At 48.8% G+C, this 12,603-nt stretch carries 13 protein-coding genes; 10 read left to right on the top strand and 3 right to left on the bottom strand.

The genetic code is table 11. The annotated features are described in order from the left end of the window. The first annotated feature begins 160 nt into the window (after nucleotides 1-160). The 10 genes from DWZ45_RS04915 (at nucleotide 161) to hgdB (ending at nucleotide 10,542) form a co-directional block, all read left to right on the top strand. On the top strand, nucleotides 161-457 hold the full coding sequence (locus tag DWZ45_RS04915) for an OadG family protein (RefSeq protein ID WP_022359955.1): 297 nt from the start codon (nucleotides 161-163) through the stop codon (nucleotides 455-457). A gap of 46 nt (nucleotides 458-503) precedes the next feature. After that, entirely contained in the window at nucleotides 504-923 is a 420-nt protein-coding gene (locus tag DWZ45_RS04920) for an acetyl-CoA carboxylase biotin carboxyl carrier protein subunit (protein ID WP_118467957.1), read from the top strand. A gap of 183 nt (nucleotides 924-1,106) precedes the next feature. Then, the gene (locus DWZ45_RS04925; RefSeq protein ID WP_118467959.1) at nucleotides 1,107-1,547 is read left to right on the top strand and encodes a biotin/lipoyl-containing protein; all 441 of its coding nucleotides are present in this window, start codon (nucleotides 1,107-1,109) and stop codon (nucleotides 1,545-1,547) included. Between the two features lie 11 nt (nucleotides 1,548-1,558). After that, entirely contained in the window at nucleotides 1,559-2,698 is a 1,140-nt protein-coding gene (locus tag DWZ45_RS04930) for a sodium ion-translocating decarboxylase subunit beta (RefSeq protein WP_117796388.1), read from the top strand. A gap of 141 nt (nucleotides 2,699-2,839) precedes the next feature. Next, the gene (locus DWZ45_RS04935; RefSeq protein ID WP_022359951.1) at nucleotides 2,840-3,940 is read left to right on the top strand and encodes a CoA-transferase; all 1,101 of its coding nucleotides are present in this window, start codon (nucleotides 2,840-2,842) and stop codon (nucleotides 3,938-3,940) included. A 21-nt stretch (nucleotides 3,941-3,961) separates the two neighbouring features. Next, nucleotides 3,962-4,771, top strand: a complete 810-nt coding sequence (gene gctB / locus DWZ45_RS04940) for a glutaconate CoA-transferase subunit B (protein ID WP_107000305.1) — start codon at nucleotides 3,962-3,964, stop codon at nucleotides 4,769-4,771. 145 nt (nucleotides 4,772-4,916) lie between these two features. Next, nucleotides 4,917-6,683 (top strand): carboxyl transferase domain-containing protein, encoded by a 1,767-nt coding sequence (locus DWZ45_RS04945; protein ID WP_107000304.1) that lies wholly within the window; start codon nucleotides 4,917-4,919, stop codon nucleotides 6,681-6,683. Between the two features lie 436 nt (nucleotides 6,684-7,119). After that, nucleotides 7,120-7,914 carry a (R)-2-hydroxyglutaryl-CoA dehydratase activase HgdC gene (gene hgdC / locus DWZ45_RS04950; protein WP_107000303.1) on the top strand — a complete coding sequence of 265 codons (795 nt, stop codon included), beginning with the start codon at nucleotides 7,120-7,122 and terminating at the stop codon, nucleotides 7,912-7,914. 34 nt (nucleotides 7,915-7,948) lie between these two features. Then, a complete protein-coding gene (gene hgdA, locus DWZ45_RS04955; RefSeq protein WP_107000302.1) occupies nucleotides 7,949-9,388 on the top strand; it encodes a (R)-2-hydroxyglutaryl-CoA dehydratase subunit alpha in 1,440 nt (479 codons plus the stop codon). A 2-nt stretch (nucleotides 9,389-9,390) separates the two neighbouring features. Beyond that, a complete protein-coding gene (gene hgdB, locus DWZ45_RS04960; protein ID WP_107000301.1) occupies nucleotides 9,391-10,542 on the top strand; it encodes a (R)-2-hydroxyglutaryl-CoA dehydratase subunit beta in 1,152 nt (383 codons plus the stop codon). A gap of 102 nt (nucleotides 10,543-10,644) precedes the next feature. Here hgdB and DWZ45_RS04965 read toward each other — a convergent pair whose 3' ends face one another. Genes DWZ45_RS04965 through DWZ45_RS04975 form a run of 3 tightly spaced genes read right to left on the bottom strand, consistent with a single transcriptional unit; the run spans nucleotide 10,645 to nucleotide 12,579 of the window. After that, a complete protein-coding gene (locus tag DWZ45_RS04965; RefSeq protein WP_118467961.1) occupies nucleotides 10,645-11,322 on the bottom strand; it encodes a choline-binding protein in 678 nt (225 codons plus the stop codon). Nucleotides 11,323-11,337: 15 nt separating this feature from the next. Beyond that, nucleotides 11,338-12,102: an IclR family transcriptional regulator gene (locus tag DWZ45_RS04970; protein WP_107000299.1), complete on the bottom strand. Its 765-nt coding sequence runs from the start codon at nucleotides 12,100-12,102 to the stop codon at nucleotides 11,338-11,340. Between the two features lie 18 nt (nucleotides 12,103-12,120). Then, a complete protein-coding gene (locus tag DWZ45_RS04975) occupies nucleotides 12,121-12,579 on the bottom strand; it encodes a hypothetical protein (protein ID WP_107000298.1) in 459 nt (152 codons plus the stop codon). Nucleotides 12,580-12,603 lie beyond the last annotated feature (24 nt).

Raw genomic sequence — 12,603 nt, forward strand, 5'->3', positions numbered from 1 at the left:
TGTGGCTTCACTTGTTACAGTTAAGGGGAAAAGCCCCTTATAAATTGCTTTCAAAAATGGAATGCATTCCACAATACGGAATCTTACTGGTGGAATTTTATAAGTATAATTTTTCACAAAGAAAGCAGAACCTAAAATAAATAAGGAGGTGCAATGCACAATGTGGACTGAACCAACTATGCCTTTCGGGCAGTCAGTTATCGTTTCTCTGCTGGGTCTTTCGGTAGTTTTCCTGGCTCTGATCTGTCTGGCTCTGGCAATTATGGTAATTTCCAAGATTCTCCGCTCCGTTGTTTCTGATGGTGCTAAGGCCCCGGCCGCAGCACAGAAAGCAGCACCGGCTGTGTCGGATGAAGCTGATAAGGAATTACTTGCCGTGCTGATGGCAACGATCGGGGATGACCTCGGATTGCCGACAGACAAGTTTAAGATCTTGAGCGTGACAGAAGTTAAGTAATGAGAAACAGGAATGAAAGGAAATCGAAAGGAAGGTTAGAGCAGTTATGAAGTATACGGCTACCCTCAATGGAAAACAGTACGAAGTAGAACTTGAAAGAATCGATGCATACGAGCCAATGCCGCGTTACGGCGAGGCTCCGGCAGCAGCACCGGCTCCGGCAGCAGCACCGGCAGCTCCAGCACCGGCGCCTGCACCAGCAGCACCGGCTCCTGCACCAGCAGCAGCTCCGGCGGCAGCACCGGCAGCAGGTGCAACTACCGTAGAGGCTCCGATGCCAGGTAAAATCCTGAACATCAAAGTATCTGCAGGACAGGCAGTTAAGTTTGGTGAGACCGTCATCGTGATGGAAGCTATGAAGATGGAAACTGAAATCGTTGCTCCGGCAGACGGTACAGTAGCACAGATTCTTGTCAAAGCAGGCGACGCCGTTGACACAGGTGCAGCACTGGTTACCCTGAACTAATAGACGATACTATGATAAATAGCAACTGTTTACAAAAAGGAATTTTCGGAACTGAAAATTCTGTATGATACAGTTCAGGCAACAGATTTTGCCGATTTGGAATACAAAGCATCGGCAAAATCCCATTACTGGGCACACATGTGTGAACAGTAATGATAAACATTCGAAAGGACGTAAAGAATTATGAAATATGTTGCTACGATCAATGGAAAGAAATACGAAGTTGAAGTAGAAAAATTAGAAGCTTACAAATCTCTGGATCGTAATGGTGTAGCAGCTCCGGTAGCTCCGGTTCTTCCGGCATCCGCACCGGTACAGAGACCGGCAGCACCGGCTCCAGTTGCAGCAGCACCGGCTCCAGCTCCGGCATCGGCAGCAGCTCCGGCTCCGAAGGCAGCAGCTCCGGCGGGCGCAACTACCGTAGAAGCTCCAATGCCAGGTAAAATCCTGAACATCAAGGTATCTGAAGGACAGGCAGTTAAATTTGGCGAAGTAGTAGTTATTATGGAAGCCATGAAAATGGAGACTGAGATCGTTGCTCCGGCAGACGGTACAGTCAGCAAGATCCTTGTTAAGGCTGGCGATTCTGTTGATACAGGAGCTGCTCTGGTTGCTCTGAACTAGGAGGTTAGGTAATGAACTTTTTTGAAATATTAAAAGAGCTTCTTGCACAGTCGGGTTTCGCAGCATTGACCTGGAGAAGCTGTGTAATGATTCTCATTGCTTTTGTATTATTATACCTGGCAATTAAAAAGCAGTTCGAGCCGCTTCTTCTGCTTCCGATTGCATTTGGTATGTTCCTGGCAAACCTGCCGTTGGCTGACCTGATGAAGGAAAGCGAGCCGTGGTATACCGCAGGTGTTCTGCGTATCATCTACGGCGGTGTTAAGTCCAGTTTGTTCCCGTGTCTGATCTTCATGGCAGTAGGTGCCATGACAGACTTTGGTCCGCTGATTGCAAACCCGGTGAGCCTTCTGCTTGGTGCAGCTGCTCAGTTCGGTATCTACATTGCATTCATGCTGGCTAACGCAACTGGTCTGTTTACAGTAGGTGAGGCAGCTGCTATCGGTATCATCGGTGGTGCAGACGGTCCGACCGCTATCTATGTAGCTAACAACCTGGCACCGGATCTGGTTGCTCCGATCGCCGTTGCCGCTTACTCCTACATGGCGCTGATTCCGCTGATTCAGCCGCCGATCATGAAGCTTCTTACCACTAAGAAAGAGCGTTCCATCGTTATGAAGCAGCTCCGTAAGGTAAGCAAGGTTGAGAAGATCGTATTCCCGGTATTCGTAGTACTGTTCTGCTCCCTGCTTCTTCCGTCCGTAGCTCCGCTGCTTGGTATGCTGATGCTTGGTAACCTGCTTCGTGAATCTGGTGTTACAGAGCGTCTTTCTGATACAGCTCAGAACGCACTGTGTAACATCGTAACTATCATGCTTGGTACTACCGTAGGTGCGACCGCAAACGGTGAGATCTTCCTGCGTGTTCAGACCATCGCTATCGTTTGCATGGGTCTTCTTGCATTCGCATTCGCTACCATCGGAGGTGTTCTCCTTGGTAAGGTGCTGTGCGCTGTAACCGGCGGCAAGATCAACCCGTTAATCGGTTCCGCTGGTGTATCTGCTGTACCGATGGCTGCCCGCGTTTCTCAGACAGTTGGTGCAAAAGAGAATCCGACCAACTTCCTTCTGATGCACGCTATGGGACCAAACGTAGCAGGTGTTATCGGTTCTGCCGTAGCAGCAGGTTTCTTCATGCTGATTTTCGGTTAATCGAATATTGATTTTTGGCTGTTGCAGCCGGGATCTGGCTGCATCTGGCCTGCGAAAGACCGCAGCGCCGGAAGTACCGGATCCCGTTTTTACTTATTTATATAGGTAGTTATAGAAAATTTTTTTAAAGGAGGCTTTATTGTGGCTAATAAAGTAATGTCTTTACACGATGCCGTAGAAAAGTATGTATGTGACAACGATGTACTTTGTCTCGGCGGATTTACAACAAACCGTAAACCGTATGCAGCAGTTTACGAGATCCTTCGTCAGGGTAAAACTGGTTTTGTAGGCTGGTCTGGCCCGGCAGGTGGTGACTGGGATGCGTTAATCGGTGAGGGCCGTGTGAGAGCCTACATCAACTGCTATACTGCAAACTCTGGTTACACCAACGTAGCTCGTCGTTTCCGTGCAGCTATCGAGAAGGGTGAGCTTACATATGAGGATTATTCTCAGGACGTTCTGATGCTTCAGCTTCATGCTGCGTCTCTGGGTCTTCCGTACCTGCCGGTACGTATGATGCAGGGCTCCGGACTTGTTAAGTTCTGGGGTATCAGCGAAGAGAAGAGAAGAACCATGGAAGGTGTTGACAACCTGAAATGCGTAGAGATCGAGAACCCGCTTGAGCCAGGCGAGAAGCTGCTGGCTGTTCCGGTTCCGAAGCTTGACTGCGCTATCATCCATGTTCAGCAGGCATCTCCGGATGGAACCTGTATCATCGATGGTGATGAGTTCCATGACGTAGATATCGCTGTAGCTGCAAAACGTTGTATCGTTACCTGCGAGGAGATCGTAAGTGATGAGTATATCCGTCGTGACCCAACCAAGACAAGAATCTTTGGTGAGTGTGTAGACGCCGTTGTTCGTGCACCGTACGGTGCTTGGCCGGCACAGTGCTACGGCTATTATGATGATGATGATAAGGGCTTGAAAGAGTACGACAAGGCTTCCAAGTACCTTGACGCTGAGGATGCTAAGGCACAGCTTCAGAAGGCTGCAGACAAAGCTGCTAAGGCTGCTGCTGCTAAGCCGGAAGATGAGAAGCTTGCAAAAGCTGCAGAAGTTGCTGCACAGGCTGCAAAAGATGCTGCTGACGGCACCAAGATTCCGGAGACCTTCAAGGATTACCTTCAGAAGTATGTATATGGATGCAAGGATCAGGATGATCTGCTCAACGTACTGGGCGGCGCTCGCCTCATGAACCTTAAGAATGAGCCGCATCTTGGCTATTCTACCAGACATTAATTGAGGGAGGGAAAATCTAAAATGGCTGATTATACAAAGTATACAAAGCAGGAAATGCAGGCTTACGCCATCGCAAAAAATATTAAAGAAAATCAGATCGTTATCGTTGGTACCGGTCTTCCGTTAATCGGTGCATCCCTGGCAAAACGTGTTGTTTGCCCGAGCTGCCATCCGATCGTAGAGAGTGGTCTTATGGATTGTTCTCCGATTGAGGTTCCGCGTTCTGTAGGTGACAACCGTTTCATGGCTCACTGTGCAGTACAGTGGCCAAACGTTCGTTTCGTAGGTTTCGAGGCTAATGAGTGGTTACATGATGCTGATCGTATGATCGCATTCATCGGTGGCGCTCAGATCGACCCGTACGGAAACGTTAACTCTACCTGTATCTTTGGTAAGGGTGATTATGTTAAACCTACCACACGTTTCACCGGTTCTGGCGGTGCAAACGGAATCGCTACCTTCTGCAACACCATCATCATGATGCAGCATCAGAAGAGAAGATTCATGGAGCATGTTGACTACATCACAAGCTGTGGCTGGATGGACGGCCCTGGCGGACGTGAGAGAGCAGGTCTTCCGGGCAACCGTGGACCGCAGATGGTAGTTACCGATCTTGGTATCATGAAATTCGACGAAGAGACCAAGAGAATGTACCTGGCTTACTACTATCCATTCTCCTCTCCGGAAATGGTTCAGGAGAACACTGGTTTCGAGATCGATACCTCCAGAGCTCAGCTGATGGAAGGTCCGGATCCGGAGATCATCCGCGTTATTCGTGAAGAGATCGACCCAGGTCAGGCATTCATCAAAGTTCCGAAGGAGACTAAGTAATTAGCCTTCCATAGGGAATCAAGACAGATATCATTTCTGTCGATTAATTAGTTACTGATTGCAGGCGGGACAGGAGACGAACTGTCCCGCAAGCAATTCATTTATAACCATTTTTATTTTTTATTTTATAAGGAGAAAAGAAGACATGAATATGTATTCAATGCCAGGATATTTCCAGAATATGCCTACCGTTGGTAAAGCTCTGGTTAATCCGAATCCGGAAAACGAGCAGGAACTGAAGGCTGTTGAGAACGACATCCATGAGTCCATTAAGCAGGCTCTTGATGCTGGTATCACAACCGAAGAGAAGTTAAACGCACGTGGACAGCTTTCTGCTACACAGCGTATCAACGCCCTGATCGATCCAGGTACATGGTGCCCGTTAAACAGCCTTTACAATCCGGAAGACAACCGTTTCCAGACAACTAACGTTCTGAATGGTCTTGGCCGTGTAAATGGCAAATGGGTTTACATCATCGCTTCTGATAACAAGAAGATGGCTGGTGCTTGGGTTCCGGGACAGGCAGATAACCTGCTCCGTGCTGCAGATACCGCTAAGATGCTGCATCTGCCGTTAGTATACCTGTTAAACTGCTCAGGCGTTGAGTTCCCGAATCAGGACAAAGTATACCCGAACCGTCGTGGTGGTGGTACACCGTTCTTCCGCAACGCTGAGTTAAACCAGCTTGGTGTTCCGGTTATCGTAGGTATCTACGGAACCAACCCGGCAGGTGGTGGTTACCACAGCATTTCCCCGACTATCCTGATCGCTCATAAAGATGCGAACATGGCAGTTGGTGGCGCTGGTATCCTTTCCGGTATGAACCCGAAGGGTTACATCGATGAGGAAGCAGCAGAGCAGATCGTTAACGCTCAGATCGAGAACAGCAAACATCACGTTCCGGCTCCGGGTTCCGTGCCGATCCACTATGATGAGACAGGATTCTTCCGTGAAGTTTACGAGGATGATTTAGGCGTTATCGAGGGAATCAAGAAGTACATCAACTACCTTCCGTGCTTCAACCTGGAGTTCTTCCGTGTTGACAGCCCGAAGGCTCCGCAGCTTCCGGCTGAGGATCTGTACAGCATCATCCCGATGAACCAGAAACGTCCGTACGACATCTACGATGTAATCGGCCGTCTGTTCGATAACAGTGAGTTCTTCGAGTACAAGAAAGGCTACGGTCCGGAGATCGTTGCTGGTCTTGCAAAAGTTAACGGCCTTCTGGTTGGTGTTATCGCTAACGTACAGGGCTTACTCATGAACTATCCGGAGTACAAACAGGGTTCTGTAGGTATCGGTGGTAAGCTGTACCGTCAGGGTCTGATTAAGATGAACGAGTTCGTTACTCTGTGTGCTCGTGATAAGACACCGGTTATCTGGCTGCAGGATACCACAGGTATCGATGTAGGCGATGACGCTGAGAAGGCAGAGCTGCTTGGTTTAGGTCAGTCCCTGATCTACTCTATCGAGAATGCTAAGCTTCCGTCTCTGGAGGTTACTCTTCGTAAGGCAAGTGCTGCTGCTCACTACGTTCTGGGTGGTCCGCAGGGCAACAACACCAACGTATTCTCTATCGGTACAGGTGCTTGCGAGTACTACGTAATGCCGGGTGAGACCGCTGCAAACGCTATGTACTCCAGAAAGCTTGTTAAAGCTAAAAAAGCTGGCGAGCCGCTTCAGCCGATCATCGACAAGATGAACGCTATGATCCAGATGTACACAGACAAATCTCGTCCGAAATATTGTACAAAACAGGGTATGGTTGATGAGATCGTAGATCTGACCGATCTTCGTCCGTACATCCAGGCATTTACCGAGGCTTATTATCAGAATGCTCAGGCTATCTGCCCGATGCATCAGATGCTGGCTCCGAGATCTACTCGTGAGTTCATCAACTACGGTAAATAATTATCAAATTAAAACGGCATTGTGATAGGTGCCGCTAAGATAACATTTTAAAAAGAGAAGGCGCGTAAGTACGCGGCTGACAGTGATAGTGTAAATAGTGATAAGTAACAAATTGATAGTGTGAATAGTGTGAGGCTCTGGCGAAGCGGCTTGTCTGTATGACTGTAAATGAACCGTTTTGCCGGATGCTTGCAGATAAATCGGGCAAAGGAACTGGAACCTTTGCTCGATTTATTGGTATACTCAGGCAGATAAGTAATAAGTAATAGTTTTGTTAAGAATTATTTTATAACATTTTCAAGATTTTACAGCGACTTTTAGTTGATTTTGTGGTATTATGATGGGTGGAGACGATGTGATAGCACGGATCTGCCAAAACATCGTTGAAACAAAAATCAGGCATAGAAAGTCAGTATTGAAAGGAAAAAGATACATCATGAGCGAAATTTTCACTTTAGGTATCGACGTAGGCTCTACAGCTTCCAAATGTATCATCCTGAAGGATGGCAAGGAGATCGTAGGTAAGTCTCTGATTGACGTTGGAGCAGGTACCAGCGGTCCAAGCCGTGCCATCGAGGCAGTTCTGGAAGATGCAGGCCTCAAGAAAGAAGATATGGCATTCACACTGGCTACCGGTTATGGACGTACATCTCTGATGGACGGAATTGCCGATAAGCAGATGAGTGAGCTGTCATGTCATGCAAAGGGCGCTTATTTCCTTTTCCCGAAGGTTCATACCGTAATTGACATCGGCGGTCAGGACGTGAAGGTTCTTCGCGTTGAGGACGGTGTCATGACAAACTTCCAGATGAACGATAAGTGTGCAGCCGGAACCGGAAGATTCCTGGATGTTATGGCTCGCGTTCTCGAAGTTGAGGTAAGTGATCTAGGCCGTCTTGGCGCTATGTCCAAGAAGCAGGTAGGAATCAGTTCCACCTGTACGGTTTTTGCAGAGAGTGAGGTTATAAGCCAGTTGTCGATGGGAACGGATAAATGTGATATCATTGCCGGTATTCATCGTTCAGTGGCTCATCGTGTCACGGGTCTTGCCCACCGAATCGGTGTAGTGCCGGATGTCGTTATGACAGGCGGTGTGGCTCAGAACCAGGGCGTAGTAGATGCGCTTGAGGCTGAGCTTGGCGTAAAGATTTGTACATCCCCGCTGACACAGTATAACGGCGCGCTTGGCGCAGCCCTGATGGCATATCAGGTAGCCAGCCGTCAGAAGTAACTAAGTTAATTTTTAAGAATGGAGGATAATTATTATGGCAAAACAAGTTAGTCCTGGTGTTCTTGCGCTTCGTAAAGTCGTAGATGACGTACACAAAGAGGCGCGTGAGGCCAAAGCAAGAGGCGAGTTAGTTGGATGGTCTTCTTCCAAATTCCCGTGTGAGCTTGCAGCAGCATTTGATTTACACGTTATGTATCCGGAGAACCAGGCAGCTGGTATCGCAGCTAACCGTTACGGTGAGCTGATGTGCCAGGCAGCTGAGGATCTTGGATATGACAACGATATCTGCGGTTACGCTCGTATCAGCCTTGCATATGCAGCTGGTGTACGTGTATCCCGTAAGTATGATCCGGAGACTGGTGAATACATCATCGATCCGAGCACAGGTAAACCATTAAAAGATGCTGACGGCAACGTAGTGATGGGTGAAGACGGAAAACCGAAGAAGGATCCGAAGACTCAGACTCCGTATCTGCAGCTGGACAACCTGCTTGAGATTGAAAAACTCCCGGATGGTCCGGAAAAAGAGAAACGTCTTGAGGCTATTTCTCCGATTCGTCAGATGCGTATTCCGCAGCCGGATTTCGTTCTTTGCTGCAACAACATCTGTAACTGTATGACAAAATGGTATGAGAACATCGCTCGTATGTGTAACATTCCGCTGATCATGATCGATATCCCGTACAACAATACAGTAGAAGTTCATGATGAGAATGTTAAATACGTTCGCGCTCAGTTCGACAAAGCGATCAAACAGCTGGAAGAGCTGACAGGCAAGAAGTTCGACGAGAAGAAGTTCGAGCAGGCTTGTGCAAACGCTAACCGTACCGCTAAGGCTTGGCTGAAAGTCTGTGATTTCCTGCAGTACAAACCGGCTCCATACAGTGGATTTGACCTGTTCAACCACATGGCAGACGTTGTAACTGCACGTGCTACTGTAGCTGCTGGTGATGCTTTTGAATTACTTGCAAAAGACCTGGAAGAGACAGTTAAGAAGGGTGAGACCACAACTCCGTTCCCGGAGAAATACCGTGTTATGTTCGAGGGTATTCCGTGCTGGCCGAAACTGCCGGCTCTGTTCAAACCGCTGAAGACCCACGGTGTAAACGTTACTGCCGTTGTATATGCTCCGGCATTTGGTTTCGTTTACAACAACATCGATGAGATGGCTCGTGCTTACTACAAAGCTCCGAACTCTGTCTGCATCGAGCAGGGTGTTGACTGGCGTGAAGGCATCTGCCGTGATAACAAGGTAGATGGCGTTCTGGTTCACTACAACAGAAGCTGTAAACCGTGGAGTGGTTACATGGCTGAGATGCAGCGTCGCTTTACTGCTGACCTGGGTATCCCGTGTGCTGGTTTCGACGGCGATCAGGCTGACCCGCGTAACTTCAATGCTGCTCAGTACGAGACTCGTGTAGAGGGTCTGGTTGAGGCAATGGAAGCAAATAAGCAGGCAAAGGAGGCTAAATAACCATGAGTGTTAACGCATTATTAGAAGAATTTAAGGTAAAAGCTGCAACTCCGAAGCAGCAGCTTGCTGAATATAAAGCTCAGGGCAAAAAAGTAGTTGGTGTTCTTCCTTACTACGCTCCGGAAGAGCTTGTATATGCCGCTGGTATCGTTCCGATGGGTATGTGGGGTTCCAACACTAAGACCATCAGCCGTGCAAAAGAGTACTGCGCTACTTTCTACTGCACCATCGCTCAGTTAGCTCTGGAGATGCTGCTGGATGGAACTATGGATCAGTTAGACGGTATTATCACACCTACTATCTGTGATACTCTTCGTCCGATGAGCCAGAACTTCCGTGTAGCTATGGGCGACAAGATGAAAGTTATCTTCTTAGCTCATCCGCAGAACCGTTTCGAAGAGTTTGGTCTTCAGTTCTGTATCGATCAGTACAACCATGTAAAAGCTGATCTGGAAGAGATCGCTGGAAGAAAGATTACTGATTCTGACATCCAGGATGCTATCGTTGTATACAACAAGAGCCGTGCAGCTCGCCGTGAGTTCGTAAAATTGGCTAACGAGCACTGTGATGTTATCACACCAACCAAACGTTCCGCAGTTCTGAAGGCATTCTACTTCATGGAGAAGCCGGAATACACTGCAAAGCTGAACGAGCTGAACGCAGAGCTGGCTAAACTTCCTGTCTGTGACTGGAAGGGAACCAAGGTTGTTACCTCCGGTATTATCTGTGATAATCCGAAGCTGCTTTCTATCTTCGAAGAGAACAACATCGCTATCGCTGCAGATGATGTAGCACATGAGACACGTTCCTTCCGTGTAGACGCTCCGGAAGACGAGCTGGATCCGGTTAGAGCACTGGCTAAACAGTTCGCTAACATCGATTACGAAGTACTTCTGTACGATCCGGAATCTGACAAGAACCGTCGTGGTGAGTTCGTAGCTAACATGGTTAAAGAGAGCGGCGCTCAGGGTCTGGTACTGTTTATGCAGCAGTTCTGTGATCCGGAGGAGATGGAGTATCCATACCTGAAGAAAGCTCTGAACGATGCAGGCGTTCCGCACATCAAACTGGGTATCGACCAGCAGATGAGAGACTTCGGTCAGGCAAGCACTGCTATTCAGGCATTCGCTGACGTTCTTGCACTTCAGAAATAATAGAAGATTCGTTTGGGAAACTGAATGATGAGATAGAAACGCCCCCGCAGGAGATTTTCTTGCGGGGGCGTTTGTTTGGTGCGCCTTGCGGCATACATTTATTTATTCCTTAGTGGAGTCAGAAGAACTATTATTTGCAATTTGCTCATCCGTCACAGACCCCTGGCGGTAGCCGCTGCCTGGTTCCTGTTTGGAGTTCTTCTTTGGAGCATCCGGCTTTTTGTCTCCGGAAGTAGAAGAGGTTTCTTTGGACGGACCGGAGCTTCCGGAATTGCTGTGGCTGCCGGAGCTTCCGTTGGAATTGCTGCTATCATCGCTGGAAGAATCTTCGGATGAGCCGGTGCTGGAGTCAGAGCTTCCGGAATCTGGCGTCCTGCTGGAGCTGGTGGCTGTTTTTTTCGTCTTTTTGGAGGAGCTGTTCTGGAAATCGTCCCAGCTTTCGTTATCGAATTCATTGGAAGCCGCGGTCTGGCGGCTCTGAGCGATGCCGTTTACCGTCCAGGCGCCGTCTGCGTTTACAGTGTAGCCGTCCGGTGTCGTGGTGGAGGTTAGAAGCCAGCCTTCGGCGTCGAAATAGTAGCATTCGCTGACGCCGTCCTGGTTGCCGTCGATCCAGCGCCAGCCATTTGCCGCCCAGGTGTTGTCACCGTTGTCGTACCACCAGCGGGCAGCATTGTCACCAGCTCCATTTTTCCAGCTTCCTGCCATCGCCGGGAAAGCGACGGAGAGGGAGAGAAGACCGGTTGTTAAGCCTGCTAAAAATAAGCGTTTATTAATCATAAAGTGAAATCTCCTTTATTTCTCCTGCTTAAATGTATGTCCCATATAATAGGATAATTCTGCCGCACTGTGGCGGACCTGATCCTGCAGGTGCAGAAGATGTGTGTCATCTTCAATACGGGAATACGGTGCGATGATTCCGACCGAAGCGGAAATGCGTCCGTCAATACCGTAAATGGGAGCACCGATCCCGACTGCATCCGGGACGTATTCGCCGTGGGAAACGGCAATGCCCTTCTCACGGATGGTGCGGAGTTCTTCTGCCAATTCTGCGGGATCCGCCTTTGGAAATGCCTCAGGACGGGTTAAGCGTGTGTCCAGATAGCGGCGGATGTATTCGTCGCTCTGGAAAGCCAGAAGCGCTTTGCGGATCGCACCGCAGTGCAGATCCATCTCATAGCCAAATTCTTCGACGACCTTGAGGTGGTTCGGACCGTCCGTTTTGTCAAGTACCAGTCCCTTGTCGCCAACCTGGATGATCAGATAGGAATCCTCACGGGTACAGTAGGAGAGGTTCTTGAGAATCGGAAGCGCCGCATCCTGAATCCGCACATTGTCAGCCGCCGCCCGACCGAGAGAGATGAGGGCGGGACCAAGCTGGTAGGTGTGCGCGTGTTCATCGCGGATCACGTATTTTTTTTCACAAAATGTCTGCAAAATCCGGTGGATTGTGCTGGGCGGAAGCCCGGTTGATTCGGAAAGTTCTGCGATGGAATATTTGTGGTTGGCTTCTTTTAAAAGTTCCAGAAGTTCCATCGCGCGGAGAAGACTTTGTATCATGCAAAGAATCCTCCTGTGTTATTCTGTGATTTCCTCAACCGTCACGGTTGTGCTGTCATCCGGGGCTGCGTCGGAATCTTCTTTCTCGGAAGAAGATTCGCCGTCCTCGGAAACCGGAGCATCTGCGCGGACGGTTTCTGTTTTGACTGGTTCTTCGGAAGAGACATCTGCATCAGCCGGAGCTTTTTCGCTTTCCTCAGAATGTTCAGAAGTTTCCTCTGGAGTCTCAGCCGGAGCTTCCTTTTTCTCCGGATTTAAGGAAACATAGCTGCGTTCGGAGGCAGCTGTATCAGAAGCCTTGGAAGCTTCTTTATCGCCGGCATCGTCAAAATCATCGAAATCATCTTCAAAGTCGTGGAAATCCTCATCCAGTTCCTTGTGGAATGATTTATACTGTAAGACGTAAGAAACACCAGCTGCTGCAGCGCCGACGATAGCTGCCAGTGTCAGTAATTTACCAAAATGTTTTTTTGCCATGGTTGATACTCCTCTCTATACGAT

Origin of the sequence: Clostridium sp. AF32-7AC (genome assembly GCF_003477925.1) — a bacterium.
Taxonomy (GTDB): Bacteria; Bacillota; Clostridia; order Lachnospirales; family Lachnospiraceae; genus Otoolea; species Otoolea fessa.